Annotated in this window: 15 protein-coding genes; 7 read left to right on the top strand and 8 right to left on the bottom strand. The window is 61.7% G+C overall.

The window, feature by feature from the left end; genetic code table 11:
• Nucleotides 1-110: 110 nt before the first annotated feature.
• Genes dprA through PZN02_RS19075 form a run of 4 tightly spaced genes read right to left on the bottom strand, consistent with a single transcriptional unit; the run spans nt 111 to nt 4,133 of the window.
• On the bottom strand, nt 111-1,262 hold the full coding sequence (dprA, locus tag PZN02_RS19090) for a DNA-processing protein DprA (protein WP_280659469.1): 1,152 nt from the start codon (nt 1,260-1,262) through the stop codon (nt 111-113).
• Entirely contained in the window at nt 1,262-1,873 is a 612-nt protein-coding gene (plsY, locus tag PZN02_RS19085) for a glycerol-3-phosphate 1-O-acyltransferase PlsY (RefSeq protein ID WP_280659468.1), read from the bottom strand. The genes dprA and plsY overlap by 1 nt, the downstream gene beginning before the upstream one ends.
• Nucleotides 1,874-1,902: 29 nt before the next feature.
• Nucleotides 1,903-3,195, bottom strand: coding sequence for a dihydroorotase (locus PZN02_RS19080; protein WP_280659467.1), 1,293 nt, complete (start codon nt 3,193-3,195; stop codon nt 1,903-1,905).
• Nucleotides 3,192-4,133 (bottom strand): aspartate carbamoyltransferase catalytic subunit, encoded by a 942-nt coding sequence (locus PZN02_RS19075; RefSeq protein ID WP_280659466.1) that lies wholly within the window; start codon nt 4,131-4,133, stop codon nt 3,192-3,194. Before PZN02_RS19075 ends, PZN02_RS19080 begins: the two co-directional genes overlap by 4 nt.
• A 149-nt stretch (nt 4,134-4,282) precedes the next feature.
• On the opposite strand from PZN02_RS19075, the gene PZN02_RS19070 reads away from it, so the two are divergent.
• A complete protein-coding gene (locus PZN02_RS19070; protein WP_280659465.1) occupies nt 4,283-5,935 on the top strand; it encodes an acyl-CoA dehydrogenase family protein in 1,653 nt (550 codons plus the stop codon).
• Here PZN02_RS19070 and PZN02_RS19065 read toward each other — a convergent pair.
• A complete protein-coding gene (locus tag PZN02_RS19065) occupies nt 5,917-6,852 on the bottom strand; it encodes an AEC family transporter (protein WP_280659464.1) in 936 nt (311 codons plus the stop codon). The genes PZN02_RS19070 and PZN02_RS19065 overlap by 19 nt on opposite strands.
• A gap of 170 nt (nt 6,853-7,022) precedes the next feature.
• On the opposite strand from PZN02_RS19065, the gene PZN02_RS19060 reads away from it, so the two are divergent.
• A complete protein-coding gene (locus tag PZN02_RS19060) occupies nt 7,023-7,178 on the top strand; it encodes a hypothetical protein (protein WP_280659463.1) in 156 nt (51 codons plus the stop codon).
• Nucleotides 7,175-7,513: a DUF6105 family protein gene (locus tag PZN02_RS19055; protein ID WP_280659462.1), complete on the top strand. Its 339-nt coding sequence runs from the start codon at nt 7,175-7,177 to the stop codon at nt 7,511-7,513. The genes PZN02_RS19060 and PZN02_RS19055 overlap by 4 nt, the downstream gene beginning before the upstream one ends.
• On the opposite strand, the gene ruvX is transcribed toward PZN02_RS19055, so the two are convergent.
• The gene (gene ruvX, locus PZN02_RS19050) at nt 7,462-7,944 is read right to left on the bottom strand and encodes a Holliday junction resolvase RuvX (protein WP_280659461.1); all 483 of its coding nucleotides are present in this window, start codon (nt 7,942-7,944) and stop codon (nt 7,462-7,464) included. The genes PZN02_RS19055 and ruvX overlap by 52 nt on opposite strands.
• Before the next feature lie 155 nt (nt 7,945-8,099).
• On the opposite strand from ruvX, the gene PZN02_RS19045 reads away from it, so the two are divergent.
• The 3 genes from PZN02_RS19045 to gatA all read left to right on the top strand — a co-directional run bounded on the left by PZN02_RS19045 (nt 8,100) and on the right by gatA (nt 10,730).
• On the top strand, nt 8,100-8,804 hold the full coding sequence (locus PZN02_RS19045; protein WP_280659460.1) for a metal-dependent hydrolase: 705 nt from the start codon (nt 8,100-8,102) through the stop codon (nt 8,802-8,804).
• Nucleotides 8,805-8,909: 105 nt separating this feature from the next.
• The gene (gene gatC / locus PZN02_RS19040) at nt 8,910-9,197 is read left to right on the top strand and encodes an Asp-tRNA(Asn)/Glu-tRNA(Gln) amidotransferase subunit GatC (protein WP_280659459.1); all 288 of its coding nucleotides are present in this window, start codon (nt 8,910-8,912) and stop codon (nt 9,195-9,197) included.
• Nucleotides 9,198-9,248: 51 nt separating this feature from the next.
• Nucleotides 9,249-10,730, top strand: a complete 1,482-nt coding sequence (gene gatA, locus PZN02_RS19035; protein ID WP_280659458.1) for an Asp-tRNA(Asn)/Glu-tRNA(Gln) amidotransferase subunit GatA — start codon at nt 9,249-9,251, stop codon at nt 10,728-10,730.
• Nucleotides 10,731-11,009: 279 nt separating this feature from the next.
• On the opposite strand, the gene PZN02_RS19030 is transcribed toward gatA, so the two are convergent.
• Together PZN02_RS19030 and PZN02_RS19025 are read right to left on the bottom strand one after the other, a co-directional pair.
• Nucleotides 11,010-11,264 carry a YjhX family toxin gene (locus PZN02_RS19030; RefSeq protein ID WP_280659457.1) on the bottom strand — a complete coding sequence of 85 codons (255 nt, stop codon included), beginning with the start codon at nt 11,262-11,264 and terminating at the stop codon, nt 11,010-11,012.
• A gap of 368 nt (nt 11,265-11,632) precedes the next feature.
• A complete protein-coding gene (locus PZN02_RS19025) occupies nt 11,633-13,675 on the bottom strand; it encodes a DUF3857 domain-containing transglutaminase family protein (RefSeq protein WP_280659456.1) in 2,043 nt (680 codons plus the stop codon).
• A gap of 268 nt (nt 13,676-13,943) precedes the next feature.
• Here PZN02_RS19025 and gatB point away from each other — a divergent pair, with 268 nt between their 5' ends.
• Nucleotides 13,944-15,446, top strand: a complete 1,503-nt coding sequence (gene gatB, locus PZN02_RS19020) for an Asp-tRNA(Asn)/Glu-tRNA(Gln) amidotransferase subunit GatB (protein ID WP_280659455.1) — start codon at nt 13,944-13,946, stop codon at nt 15,444-15,446.

Genomic DNA, 15,446 nt, shown 5'->3' with positions numbered 1-15,446 from the left:
ATCGCCACAGACTGCAACCAAACGGCAAATTCCGAGTTTTCTCAACCAAAGGTCGTTTCTTTCTGCAGGTCTGCGTGTATTTCGACGGTGCGCGAGCCTGTACTGGCGGGTCAGTCTTTGGGGACAAGAGACACCAGGTTTGCCCCATGCCGGCAGAGCTGGCCCGCGAGATCCAGTTCCAGAAGCACGAGGTGAACCTGCGAGGCCGAGAGCGCGGTGTGGCGGATGATATCATCGATCTCAACCGGCGTCGGCCCGAGCGCCTCGATGATGCGGTTGCGCTCGCTGTCATCCGGTGCCGCAGGTGCTGCCCGCGTGTTTTCGATTGTCGGCTCCTTGACGTCAAGACGCGTGAGGAGGTCGTCTCGCGTGAGCGGCGCCAGCGCCTCCAGAACATCGGCTGAGGAGGTCGTGACGGTAGCGCCCTGTTTCAGGAGATCGTTCGTGCCGTGGCAGCGCGGGTCGAGTGGCGATCCCGGAACGGCGAAGACCAGCCTGCCGAAGTCGGCGGCATAACGGGCGGTGATCAGCGAACCGGACCGATGGGCCGCCTCGACGATGGTAACGCCAAGGCTGACGCCGGCGATGAGCCGGTTTCGCCGCGGAAAGTCGCGCGCCCGGGGTTCCCAGCCGAAGGGCATTTCACTGATCGCCAATCCTTCGCCGGATGTCATCTCCTGCAACAGCCCGATATTCTCCGGTGGATAGGGCTGGTCGAGGCCGCCGGCAAGTGCCGCGATCGTGCCGGTCCGGACGCTTGCGCGATGGGCGGCGGTATCGATTCCACGCGCGAGCCCCGAGGTGATGACATAGCCCGCTGCCCCGGCATCGCGCGCGATCATGGCGGCGAACTTCGCTCCGCTCACGGACGCATTGCGCGAACCGACAATGCCGAGGGAAGGGCGCGTCGCAGCCCGGATGTTACCCTTCATGGCAAGAAGCGGCGGAGCGCCATCGATCTCCCTCAATGCCGGCGGATAGTCCGGTTCGCCAATTCCGACGAAGACGGCGCCGAACCGGCGCGCCGCCTCGAGTTCTCGTTCCGCATCCGCGACCGTCGCAATGCGAAGTGTTCGATCGGAGCCGCCGCGCCGGGAAAGGTCGGGCAGCGCGTCAAGCGCCGCCTCTGCCGTGCCGAATTGATTGATCAGGTCCCGGAAGGTGGCGGGACCGACATTGTCGCTGCGAATCAGCCGCAGCCAGGCGATTCTCTGCCGTTCCGTCAGCGCGATTCCTGTTCGTTGGGCGCTGACGTTCAACATTATCCCTTTTCCCCGATCCGGCTTTCCGTGCCGCTGAGCAGCCGCTGGATGTTGGCGCGATGCTTGATCCAGGTGATGACGGTCATGATTGCGAACAGCAGCGCCACTTTTCCGTATCCGGTCGCATAGAGCGCAACTGGCGTGATGACGGTCGCAGTGAGGGCGCTCAGCGACGAGTAACGCGTGATCTTGGCCACGGTGAGCCAGATTGCACCGAAGACGAGCACCATCACCGGTGCAAGGCCCAGCAGCACGCCGATATAGGTCGCGACGCCCTTGCCGCCCTTGAACGAGAGCCAGGCCGGATAGAGATGTCCTAGGAAAGCGGCAAGGCCGGCGGCAAGGCCAGCTTCGACGCCCCAAAGAGAGGCGATAACGGCAGCTGCCGTGCCCTTGAGCGCATCGAGGAGGAGAGTTGCCGCGGCAAGCTTCTTGTTGCCGGTTCGAAGTACGTTCGTTGCGCCGATGTTGCCCGAGCCTATGTTGCGGACATCACCGAGGCCTGCCATGCGGGTGAGAACGAGGCCAAAGGGGATCGACCCCAGAAGATACCCGAAGACGAGACATGCGAGCGTCGCGGGCAGCCCGAGCTGCCAGGAAAATATCTCCACCGGTTCCTCCCCCGCCTAACAGCTCCGGTTTACGCTGAATGCACCAGCTTGCCCGCAACATAAGTTTGGACGACCCGTCCGGTAAAGCGGGCATTTTCAAAAGGCGTGTTCTTCGAGCGCGAAACCAGCGCTTTCTCGTAGAGAACCCACGGTTCCTCGAGGTCGAGAACGGTGATGTCGGCTTTCGCGCCCGGCTTCAGCGTGCCTGCGTCGAGGCCGAAGATCGCGGCCGGGCGGGTGGACATCGCATCGATCAGCCGCATCAGCGGAACCTCGCCGCCGTGGTAGAGGCGAAGCGCCGCTGCTGCCAGTGTTTCGAGACCGATCGCGCCATCGGCGGCGTCGGAGAAGGGCAGGCGCTTGGTGTCGACATCCTGCGGATCATGCGACGATACGATGATGTCGATCGTGCCGTTTGCAAGTGCCTCGGCCATCGCGACGCGATCGTCTTCGCCGCGGAGCGGAGGCGACAATTTGAAGAAGGTCCGATATTCGCCGATATCGTTTTCGTTCAGCGTCAGATGATTGATCGAGATGCCGCAGGTGACGTTGGTGCCGCGGTCGCGCGCGACGCGCACGGCGTCTGCCGACTCCGGCACGGAAATCTCGGCGGCGTGGTAGGCGGCTTTGGTCAGTCCGGCGATGCGAAGGTCGCGTTCGAGCGGAATGATTTCCGCTTCGCGCGGCACGCCCGGGAGGCCGAGCCAGCTGGCGAGCAGCCCCTCGTTCATGACGCCGTTGGCGCCAAGATATTTGTCGCGGGCCTCAAGCGCGACGACCGCGCCGAATTCCCGCGCGTAGGTCATCGCGCGGCGCAGAACCAGCGTGTCGTGAACCGGTTGCCGGCCGTTGGTGAAGCAGACGGCGCCCGCGTCGCGAAGCAGCCCGATTTCGGTCATCTCTTCCCCCAGCAGCCCCTTGGTGAGCGCTGCAGCCGGGTGGATGTTGACAAGCGCCTTGTCGCGTGCGGTCTTCTGCACGAACTCGACGAGGGCGATCTCGTCGATGACCGGATCTGTGTCCGGCATGGCGATGAACGAGGTGACGCCACCTGCTGCTGCGGCCCGGGAGGCCGACTCGATCGTCTCGCGATGCTCGCTTCCAGGTTCGCCGACGAAGACACGCGCATCGATGAGGCCGGGGACTGCGGTAAGGCCGGCACAGTCCTTGACGAAGGCGCCGTGCGGCGCGCCCTGGTTCTGGGCATCGCTACCGGCTGCAAGGATGCGGCCGTCGCTGCCGACGATGATAGTGCCCGTTTCGTCGAGGGCCCGTGAAGGATCGACAATGCGCAGGTTTTTCAGAACGAGTGGTCTGGTCATAGGCGCGGCCCCTGGTTCTGCGAAAGGAGAAGCGTTTCCATCACGGCCATGCGCACGGCAACGCCCATCTCGACCTGCTGTTCGATGACGCTCTGCGGACCGTCGGCGATTTCGGAGGCGATCTCGACGCCGCGGTTCATCGGGCCCGGGTGCATCACCAGCGCATCGTCCTTGGCCGCTTTCAGCTTGTCGGCGTCGAGGCCGTAGTAGTGGAAATATTCGCGCACGGAGGGCACGAAGGAGCCGGCCATGCGCTCGCGCTGCAGCCGCAGCATCATGACGACATCCGCGTCCTTCAGCCCTTCCGCCATGGAGTGATAGACCTCGACGCCCATCTGCGCGATGCCGGCGGGAAGCAGTGTCGCCGGTGCGACGACGCGCACGCGCGCTCCCATCTGGTTGAGCAGCAGAATGTTGGATCGGGCGACCCGCGAATGCAGGACGTCGCCGCAGATCGCGACGATGATCCGCGAGAGCTTGCCCTTGGCACGGCGGATCGTCAGCGCGTCGAGGAGCGCCTGGGTCGGGTGCTCATGCTGACCGTCGCCGGCATTGACGACCGAGCAGGAGACTTTCTGGGCAAGCAACGCCGCCGCGCCCGCCGAGGAGTGGCGCACGACCAGCACGTCGGGATGCATCGCGTTCAGCGTCATCGCCGTGTCGATCAGGGTTTCGCCCTTCTTCACAGAGGAATTGACGACCGACATGTTCATGACGTCGGCGCCGAGACGCTTGCCCGCCAGTTCGAACGAGGACTGCGTCCGGGTCGACGCTTCGAAGAAGAGATTGATCTGCGTCAGCCCACGCAGCGAAGAGGTTTTCTTCTCCCTCTGCCGGGAGATCTTGACGGCTTCGTCGGCGCGATCGAGCAGGAGCGTGATATCCTGTTCCGTGAGGCCCTTGATGCCGAGCAGGTGGCGATGCGGGAAAGTGATCATGAGCCGCCCTTGCACTCTCTAATTTGGCTCGCTCTATAAAGCGTGGTCAGGGGTCGGGCAAGCGGCGCACCACCCCTTCCGCAGAAAACTTGCGTGGGCCTCAAGGCGCGCCTGTTTCGCGCCTGCGAAACTTGCGCTAGAACCGGCCCATGAATCAGATGAACCGGACTGAACAGAAACTCGCCGAGCTGAACCAGCCAAAACCCTGGTCCGGTGTCAACGCCTATCGCTCCGATCCTCTCGTCGTCGATATAACGTCGAGCATGCCGAAGACGTTGCGTGACGAATTCGACGTGCTCGGCCGTTACGTCACCTCGCCGGAAGCGCAGGAACTGGCGCGCATGGCCAATGAGGGCGTGCCGAAGCTGAAGACCCACGGCCCTCGCGGTGAGCGCCTCGACGTCGTCGAGTTCCATCCGGCTTGGCACGCGCTGATGCGCCGGTCGATGACGACGGGTCTGCATTCTTCCGCCTGGGAGAACCTGGCGGATGAAAGAGACCGCTCGCACAAGGCGAGGGCGATCCGCTTCTACCTGACGGCACAGCTCGAATGCGGTCATCTCTGCCCACTGACGATGACCAGTGCGTCGGTTGCCGCCATCACCGCGTCTCCGGCGGTCCAGAAGGAATGGGCGCCAAAGATCCTCTCACGCAAATATGATTCCTCCAACCGCCCATGGATGCAGAAAAGCGCCGTCACCATCGGCATGGGCATGACGGAGAAGCAGGGCGGCACCGATGTCCGCGCCAACACCTCGACTGCAGAGCGCGTCGGGGAGGGCATCTACCGTCTCAACGGCCACAAGTGGTTCATGTCGGCGCCGATGAGCGATGCTTTCGTGATGCTCGCGCAGACGCGCGATGGGCTCGGCTGCTTCCTGGTGCCGCGGCTGCTCGAGGACGGTTCCGCCAACGGACTGCGCTTCCAGCGCCTGAAGGACAAGCTCGGCAATCGCTCCAATGCTTCGTCGGAGGTGGAGTTTTCCGACACGTTCGGTTTCGTGCTCGGAACGCCCGACGCCGGTATCCGCACCATTCTCGATATGGTGACATTGACGCGGCTTGACTGCGCGCTCGCTTCCGCCGGCATGATGCGCGCCTCGCTCGCCGAAGCTGTTCACCACACCCGCGGCCGCAAGGTCTTTGGCAAGGCGCTGATCAGCCAGCCGATGATGACACGGGTTCTGGCAGACATGGCGCTCGACGTCGCGGCGGCGAGCGCGCTGTCGTTCCGTCTTGCCGATGCCTTCGACAAGGCCCATGGCAGCGCCGACGATGCCGCCTATGCCCGCATCATGACGCCGGTCGCCAAATACTGGTGCTGCAAGATCGCCCCCGGCCTGATCTATGAGGCGATGGAATGCCTCGGCGGCAACGGCTATGTCGAGGAGCGCGCGCTCGCCCGGCATTATCGCGAGGCGCCGGTCAACGCCATCTGGGAGGGATCCGGCAACGTTATGGCGCTCGACGTGCTGCGCGTGCTCGGGCGTCGCAAGGAGCTGTTCGAACAGCTCTTCGGCATCTTCAGCCGCGATCTCGGCCCCGCTGGCCGAAAGACGATCGACGTTCTGCGCGCGGCCATGTCGCTCTGCGAACGCGACGAAGGTGCCGCCCGGATGCTGGTCGAGCAGCTTGCGCTCGCCGCCGCGGCTGCCGAACTCTACCGGCTCGGCGCGGGGCGTATCGCCGACGCGTTCCTCGAGTCGCGCCTCGCGGCAGGCTGGCGCTCGACCTACGGCATGCTCGATTCGCGCTTCGATTCCGCCTACGTGCTCGATCTGCTCTATCCGGCAGCGACATAGCCGGTGGCGGAAAGGACAAGCGGTATCGTAAAGAAGGATACCGCCGTCTGAATCGTCGCGACCGCGGCATAGAGTTCTGCATCTCCCCCCATCTGCTTGGCGAGAAGATAGCCGTTCATGGCTGTCGGCACGGCAGCTCCCAGGGCTATCACCAGCAGCGCATCACCGCGGATGCCGAGCAGCGCACCGGCTCCGACCATGAAAGCCGGCATGACGATCAGCTTGAGCGCGACTGCCAGCATCGCGGCGCCGCTCGGTCTCAATGCGTCGGCGATCCTGAGACCGGCGCCAACCATGATCAGGCCGAGGCTGAGCGAGGCCGTCGCCAGCATGTCGATGGCCGTCATCACCGGTGCATAGAGTTCGATACCGGTGATGTTGAGCAATATCCCAAGCGCCGACGAAATGATCAAAGGATTGGTGATGATCTTCAGAAAGAAGAACCCGAGACCGCGACCGCCGCCGCCGAACCAAACAAGCACAGCGACATTGTAGAAATTGATCGGGATGATGATCAGCGTCATCACCAGCGCAGTCAGGCTGAGACCGATCGCACCGTAGAGCTTTTGCGCAACGGCGAGCGCGATGAAGGCGTTCCAGCGCGTCGCGGTCTGAAAGATCGAGGTGAAGGCAGCGCCGGAGATCTGGCGACCGCGCAGGAGCGGCCAGATCAGAAGGAGTACGGCCGACATCGCCGTAACGCTGCCAATGGTCGCAATCGCCGTTGCGTCGGCCTTTATTCCGGTGAAGTCCGCCTCGGCTAAGGTCGAGAAGAGCAGCGCGGGGAAAAGAAGATAGTACCCGAACTGCTCGAGCCCGATCCAAAGCCCTTGGTCGATGAGCTTCGACCGTCGGAGCCACACTCCAAGAAGCACAAGCAGGAAGATAGGCAGGATGCTCTCGAAGATGGCGGTCATGACGGGTCCATGCGCAAGGGGAAGACCCACGCATAATTCGCAGCATGGCCGCTCGCAAGCTACCCTCATCTGTGAATATTAACCTTAACAAATAGTTTACGTTGCGGGCGCGCCCCCAAGGGTGGAGATTGGCTGGGCAATTTGAAGAAAATCAGGAACGGAGCGGTTCGGTGAGAACTGGCTTGCTGATCATCATGATGATGTTTTTCGCGGGACTGCCGCTCGACATCGGGAGGCTCGCGGTCACCCTTGTGGTGTTCGTGCTGGCCGAGCGAGCGCTCTATCCGCTGTTCCGCCGGCAGATCGTGGAAAGGGGGAGCGCATGAAGTGGCTCCTGATCTTTTGGGCCGCCCCGGTCACGCTGCTGACCAGCTGGTACGGTCTTTCCTATTACGATATGAGCTTCGGCGTCTTCATGTTGACGCGTCAGGCGCATGACCTCGTGTTTGATATCTACGGTCACGTGCTGGGAATTCCGCCCGAAACCATCCCGCCGCTCGTCGCGCGGGCGATGGTCGTCGATAGCGCCATCGTATTTGCACTTGTGGCTTTGAGAAAACGCCGCCAGATCGTCGCCTGGTACCGCCGCCGTTTCGGCGTGCCGTCCGCTCAATCGCGGGAGGCATTTGCGAGCGACGCCAGTCTGTCGAGCGCTCCCTGAAGAATGAAGGAAGCCGCGGCGGAGTCGATCCGCTCTGCCCGCTTCTTCCGGGATACATCCATCTCGATCAGTACCCGCTCCGCCGCGACAGTCGAGAGCCGTTCGTCCCAGAGCACGAAGGGAATATCTGTTTTCTCTCCCATGTTCCTCACAAAGGCGCGCGTGGCTTGGCAGCGCGGTCCCTCGGTCCCGTCCATGTTGACGGGCAGGCCGATGATAAAGGCCGCGATCTTTTCCTTTGCTGCCATGGCCAGGAGCGCTTCCGCATCGATGCCGAACTTGACGCGGCGGATCACGTCGCGCGGCGTCGCGAAGCGCCGCCCGAGGTCGGAGACCGACAGCCCGATCGTCTTGGTGCCGAGATCCAGGCCGGCAATCGCCCGGTTGGGCGGCAAGGACGCTGCCAGTTCTTCGATTGTAAGAATTGCCATGGGATTTCCCGATTCGATCTTTCCACTTGTGTCGTCTGATCCATATGCTTGTCCGACACATAAATCATCAGAGCGATCCACCTAACCTTTAAAAACGACCACGTCGTCATGTTCGGTTGTTTCGCTCAAACTTACCGTGATCCAAGGAGAACGTCATGAAGATCAAATGGCTCGGCCATTCCGCCTTCCACATCGAGACGGCGAAGGCCAAAATCCTGATCGATCCCTTCTTCACCGGGAATCCGGCGTTTCGTGAAAGCGAACGCAAGGCGGCAACCGCGGGACTGACGCATATCCTGCTTACGCATGGCCACGGCGACCATGTCGGCGACACCGTCGCGATCGCCAAGGAAACCGGAGCCACGGTGGTTGGCAATTTCGATCTTTGCATATGGCTCGAAAGGCAGGGCGTGTCGAAGATGGATGCCGGCAACACCGGCGGGACGATCCAGCTTGGCGCTTTCTCGGTGACCTTAGTCACGGCGCTTCATTCGTCGGCGCAGATCACCGAAGACGGCGTTTCCCATTCGCTCGGAAGTGCCGGCGGCCTGGTGCTTCACTTCGACGACGAGCCGACGCTCTATCATATGGGCGACACGGACATCTTCTCGGACATGGCACTGGTCCACGAACTGCATGCGCCCGACATCGGAATCGTGCCGATCGGCGACCGGTTCACCATGGGCGGCGCCGTGGCCGCTCTTGCCTGCCAGCGCTATTTCAAATTCAACACTGCGATCCCCTGCCATTATGGCTCGTTCCCGATCATCGACCAGACGCCGCAGACCTTCGTCGCCGGCATGGACGGTGCCTCGACGCTGGTCGCGACGCCTGAAGTCGGCGGCGTCGTCACTCTCTGATAAGTAGCGGCCGCCTGGAGTGGACGCTGTTGGCGACATTCGCCCGTTGCACGTTGTGCAACTCGTCTTTATAGCGGGGGAAACTTTGAGATACCGGAGACGATCATGTCCGTAGACCTTGCCACCGTAAAGCGCGTCGCGCGCCTTGCCCGCATCGCTGTCAGCGAAGAGGAGGCCGAACGGATGATGGGCGAGCTCAATGGCATTCTCGGCTTCGTCGAGCAGCTTTCCGAGGTCAATGTCGACGGCGTCGAGCCGATGACTTCGGTAATGCCGATGAACATGAAGAAGCGCACCGACACCGTCGCCGACGGCGACAAGGCTGCCGACATTGTCGCCAATGCGCCGAATTCGGACCGCAACTTCTTCCTCGTTCCGAAGGTGGTCGAGTAAAGAAACCGCCTCACGCCCTGACGTTTCCGATTGCGAAAGCCCGATTGCACCATGACCGAACTTACCAGTCTCACGATCGCCGAAGCCCGCGCGAAGCTTTCCGCCAAGGAAATCACTGCGGTCGAATTGACGGATGCCTACATCGCCGCGATCGAGGCGGCCAATGACACGATCAACGCCTATGTTGCCGTGACCCCGGAAAAGGCGCGCGAGATGGCCAAGGCTTCCGATGCCCGTATTGCCGCCGGCAAGGCCGGTGCTTTGGAAGGCATTCCGCTCGGCATCAAGGATCTCTTCGGCACCGAGGGCGTCCACACGCAGGCCTGCAGCCACATTCTCGACGGCTTCGAGCCGCGCTACGAATCGACGGTCACCCAGAACCTCTGGAACGACGGCGCGGTCATGCTCGGCAAGCTCAACATGGACGAGTTCGCGATGGGCTCTTCCAACGAGACGTCCTACTACGGACCGGTCAAGAACCCGTGGCGCGCCAAGAATTCCAACCTCGACCTCGTGCCCGGCGGCTCCTCCGGCGGTTCAGCGGCTGCCGTCGCGGCCCATCTCTGCGCCGGTGCGACGGCGACCGATACGGGCGGCTCCATTCGCCAGCCGGCCGCCTTCACCGGCACGGTCGGCATCAAGCCGACCTATGGCCGCTGCTCGCGCTGGGGCGTCGTCGCCTTTGCCTCCTCGCTCGACCAGGCCGGCCCGATCGCGCGCGACGTGCGCGATGCGGCGATCCTCTTGAGGTCGATGGCCAGCATCGATCCGAAGGATACGACCTCCGTCGACTTGCCCGTGCCGGATTATGAGGCGTCGATCGGCAAATCGATCAGGGGCATGAAGATCGGTATCCCGAAGGAGTACCGCGTCGACGGCATGCCGGAGGAAATCGAGACGCTTTGGCAGCAAGGCATTGCCTGGTTGAAGGACGCCGGTGCCGAGATCATCGACATCTCGCTGCCGCACACGAAATACGCACTGCCGGCCTATTATATCGTCGCGCCCGCCGAGGCGTCGTCGAATCTGGCGCGCTATGACGGTGTCCGCTACGGCCTGCGCGTCGACGGCAAGGATATCATCGACATGTACGAGAAGACGCGGGCTGCCGGCTTCGGCCAGGAAGTCAAGCGCCGCATCATGATCGGCACCTATGTGCTCTCCGCCGGCTACTACGACGCCTATTATCTGCGCGCGCAAAAAGTCCGGACGCTGATCAAGCGCGACTTCGAACTCGTTTTCGATGCAGGTGTCGACGCGATCCTGACGCCGGCGACGCCGTCCTCGGCCTTCGGCATTGCGGACGAGGATCTCGCAGCCGATCCGGTCAAGATGTATCTGAACGACATCTTCACCGTAACGGTGAACATGGCAGGGCTGCCGGGCATTGCGGTGCCGGGCGGGCTCGACCGCAAGGGCCTTCCGCTCGGTCTGCAGCTCATCGGCAAGCCGTTCGAGGAGGAAACGCTGTTCAAGACGGCGCATGTCATCGAACAGGCCGCGGGCCGCTTCACTCCGTCCAAGTGGTGGTAGTGCCAGCTAAAAACATGCAATTCAAAGTGCTACAGCGTCCTTTGCGCGCCCGAAAAGACGCGCGGCGCTGTGGTCGCACACTGCGGAGGAAATGATGTAGTGGAGCGGGAAGGGCCGCTCCACTCGACGCCGCCGGGCTTGGGCGCGGCGCACATGCTGCTGCAAGCCGAAGTCGTCCGCTACGGCGCGCCAAGGCGGTGGGCCGGGACCGCACGTCGTAGGGGCGAATTCCGAAGCCCCGGAGGTCGCAACCTCCGGGTAAGCGTGGACCTCGACCGCTCAGCGGTTGTTGAGTTCCGATCTGACGAGATAAAGCCCTTGCTCCGTGATGCGGTATGGCTTGCCGCCGGAGGACTTGATCGCTCTCTTGCGTTTCAGCTTTCGAAAAAGCTCGATGTCGACACCGGGATAGACCCAGCCGTCGCGTGTGAAGCAGCGAATTTCGGCGATCGCCTTGCCTTCGCGGGTGATTTCAATGCGGCCGCCCTGGGCCAAATGGTGAAGAATGCGCTGTTCCGCGCGCGAAATGTCCATGGTTTGAGTGTTCCGGAATGGCGTTCGTGAGAACGCAGGAAAACGTTCCGCAAATCCTGGGATGAGCGGGGTTCACGTTTCCGGCCCGTGCGCGCAGGTCTTAGTGACTGCGGGCAGGGCCCTTACCGGGACTCAGACTGAAAGAACATCAAGGCTCCATTCGGATGCCCGATTTCTAGAAGACGAAAGTGCGAACGTCAAGGTTGCAAGGATGGCGGCGCAGCGTCGCCGGCATCGCCTCTCGCTGTCCTGCGCGCCAAAGCGCCCGCCACCAACGGCACTTATGAATGATTCCGGAATGGTGTCGCCGATTTTCAGACGGACTGCAGGCGCGACCGCCGCAGCAGGACAGGACACGAGCTCCGCAACTACGGCAAAAGAAGAAGCGCGGTTCTGATGGCCCGAAGGAAGTCGATACTGAGGGCCGAGACATCGTCGCCGCTTGCGGCGGTGTCGACATGGGTGAAGTCATAGTACCATTCCGACTTGCGGTTGCTGTCAGCGACGGCTTGGAGATAGGTGTTGATCGCTTCGGCGGGCACGCGTTCTGCCAGGGTTCGAAAGCTCCATTCCAGTTCGAGCTCGGTCGGAAGGGTCGACCAGCTCAATTTGAGTGAGAAGTGCGGGTTATAGACGTCCGGCTTTTCCGGCGGGGAGAAGCGGGCCTTGAGGTTGGTCACGGTGACCTTGTGGCTCTTGTAGACCGGAGGTCCAAGCGCGATCGGTCCGGTACGCCCAACTGCGGTTGGCGCTGGCATGCCGCCGATACCGATATCTGCCCGCAACGGGAAATTCTTGGCAAGGTCGTTGGCAAATAGTGCCTCGGAGGGAAGTTCGTAAGCCTCCTTTGTCGTCAGAATATTGAGATCACGGTCATCTGCTGCTTCGAGCATCGCCGCGCTTTTGATACCGGGATACTGCCGGCTGTAATATTGGATGTAGTCGTCCGCGAGCTTGGCTTTCGATGCGTGTGCAAGCCTGCGGCGCATCCTATCGGCATCGGCGTTGCGGTAGATCGTGTTTACGGTGAGCACCATGGGTTCGCCATCGCGCCTCGGGAACGCAAACCGTTCCGCAACCGACTGGGTCGGCTCCAACAGTTCCTTCACCGGAAGTCTCTCGAGCGCTGCTCCGAAAGCAACCAGCGGCAATGCAAAGCCGTAATCGGGCGGAACAATGTTTGCCGCGCGTCCGCCCTGGAGGTAATCGGTCGCGTCGAGCCACCAGACACGCTCGCCTATCTTCGCTCTGACGATCACATGGTCGAAAGCCTGAAGCGCAGGAACGGCATGTTCAAGCGCCCTGCCTTCATCGATGTCGGTGAGAGCCACCTCGGCTTCGATGCCCAGCCGCCGCAAGGCTGAAACGAGGAGCAGCGCTTTGTCCTTGCAGTCGCCGAAGCCGCTGGCCAGCACCGTTTCCGGACGGCGTGGTACATAGGAGCCCGCTCCGATCGACAGGCTGACATAGCGGATCTCGTCCTGGACTAGTCGCAATGCGGCGATGAGGCGATCCTCTAGCGCACCATGGCGGACTTCGATTTCAGCGAGCTTGGCCTCGAAATCGGCTGGAAAGCTCTCCGTCGGTCGATAGAAAGGAAGGACGGCATCGACGACGGGCTGCCAGTCGAACTCCGAAGATATCTCCACGAAGCCGAAATTGGGATAGTCGACCGGCAGATTGTCCTGGAATTTCACTGGCGCAGGATTGCCCGTTTCCCATAGATAGGTCGTTTCGCCCCCGGCCGTTGTCACGGTTGGCTTCAGGCCTGTCCTGACCACGCGTATATTGAGCGGCTTTTCTGTCGGCCAGATGATCCGTTGCCTTGTAAGGGCGACGGGCTCACCCCATTCGGCCTGGAAGCGAGCGTACAGCAGATCCTTCGCCACTGTCGGGGTGACTTCATAGGTCGTGGAATAGTCCACGATATCGCCGACGCGCACATCGCTGAGATCCACATGCGCCGTGAGGCGGCCGTCAAAAATGCCTCTCTCGGAGTCCGTCTCCCGGCGGAATATCTCGAACTTCGCATCACCGAGCTTGTCGATGACAACTCCGTCTCTGATGATCATCAGTCGGTTGAAGGAGAGCCTCTCGCGCGAAGGATCGAATACGATGTCGAGCCGCGCGCCGCTTTCCAGGCCGGCCCGGTCAGTCACTTTATAAACCAAGCGCCCGAATATCGAGTACCCGCCGTTTCTATGCCGGATCTGGGCGTCTGTCAGGAGGAAGGCGATGCCGTTTCTGATCTCGGCGCTGCGCGACGGGTCAAGCTCAGGAATGCCGACAAACTCCACCCAGCTCTCGGCTGGGGCCTTGTGGACTTGCTCATCCGCCCTGACCGTCAAACCCGGGCCGAGCAGTGTCAAGAAAAGAGCAATAAGAAAAACGAATGATCTGCGACGCTCCATGAACCGGCCCCTTACGTTGAGCCGCTGCGCTCGTTCGGTCATGGAACGGCTACCAATCAATTGGTTCAGGCTGATATATCATTTCAGTATAGGCAGCGGCAGAATTTTCTAAGAGACAGCCATACGAACGTCAAGGTTGCGTGGCTTGGACGTGCTGTATCGTTGCGAGCGTGCCGCCGAGGTGCGAGGCACCTCACAAGCCTTGCACCGGAGGTCCAATTGCTCTACCGAGAAACCTCGATTTTCAGGCTTCAAAGAAGAGCATGACATGAGCATTGTCGACGTCCGCACTCCCGATCCGAAACGCTTCATCCCTGGCGCCACCGGCGACTGGGAACTCATCATCGGCATGGAGGTCCATGCCCAGGTGCTCAGCAATTCGAAGCTGTTCTCGGGGGCGTCGACGGAATTCGGCAATGCGCCCAATGCCAATGTCTCGCTGGTCGATGCGGCGATGCCGGGCATGCTGCCGGTGATCAACGAGGAGTGCGTCAAGCAGGCGGTTCGCACCGGTCTCGGCCTCAAAGCGAAGATCAACAATCGCTCGATCTTCGACCGGAAGAACTACTTCTATCCGGACCTGCCGCAGGGCTATCAGATCTCGCAGTACAAGGATCCGATCGTCGGCGAAGGCAAGATCATTATTTCCATCGGGCCGGACCGCCAGGGGCAGTTCGAGGACGTCGAGATCGGCATCGAACGCCTGCATCTGGAGCAGGATGCCGGAAAGTCGATGCACGACCAGCATCCGTCGATGTCCTATGTCGACCTTAACCGCTCGGGGGTTGCGTTGATGGAAATCGTTTCGAAGCCGGATCTGCGCTCGTCGGACGAGGCGAAGGCGTATCTCACCAAGCTGCGTTCGATCGTGCGTTATCTCGGCACCTGCGACGGCAACATGGACGAAGGCTCGATGCGGGCCGACGTCAACGTTTCCGTTCGCCGCCCCGGCGAGCCGTTCGGAACGCGCTGCGAGATCAAGAACGTCAACTCGATCCGCTTCGTCGGCCAGGCGATCGAATACGAGGCGCGCCGCCAGATCGCGATCCTCGAGGATGGCGGCGTCATCGATCAGGAAACGCGGCTCTTCGACGCGAACAAGGGCGAGACGCGCTCCATGCGCTCGAAGGAAGAGGCGCATGACTATCGCTACTTCCCAGATCCGGACCTGCTGCCGCTCGAATTTGACGACGCCTTCGTCGAGGCTCTGAAAGCCGATCTTCCGGAGCTCCCAGACGACAAGAAGGAACGCTTCGTCCGCGACATGGGCCTTTCGATCTACGATGCCTCGGTTCTCGTTTCGGAAAAGGCGATCGCTGACTATTTCGAGGCCGTCGCCGAAGGTCGCGATGGCAAGACGGCCGCGAACTGGGTCATCAACGACCTGTTGGGTGCCTTGAACAAAGCCGGCAAAACCATTGAAGAGACTCCGATTTCTCCCGCTCAGCTCGGCAGCATCATCGACCTCATCAAGGCCGGGACCATCTCCGGCAAGATCGCCAAGGACCTCTTCGAAATTATCTGGAACGAGGGCGGCGATCCGGCCAAAATCGTCGAAACGCGCGGCATGAAGCAGGTCACCGACACCGGTGCGATCGAAAAGGCAGTCGATGAAATCATCGCCGCCAATCCCGATCAGGTGGAAAAGGCCAAGGCAAAGCCTTCGCTCGCCGGCTGGTTCGTTGGTCAGGTGATGAAGGCGACCGGCGGCAAGGCCAATCCGCAGGCGGTCCAGGCACTCGTCAAGGCCAAGCTCGGCATCGAGGAATGA

The organism is Sinorhizobium garamanticum (assembly GCF_029892065.1).
Classification (GTDB): domain Bacteria; phylum Pseudomonadota; class Alphaproteobacteria; order Rhizobiales; family Rhizobiaceae; genus Sinorhizobium; species Sinorhizobium garamanticum.
This window is presented reverse-complemented; position numbering and strand designations above follow the sequence as displayed.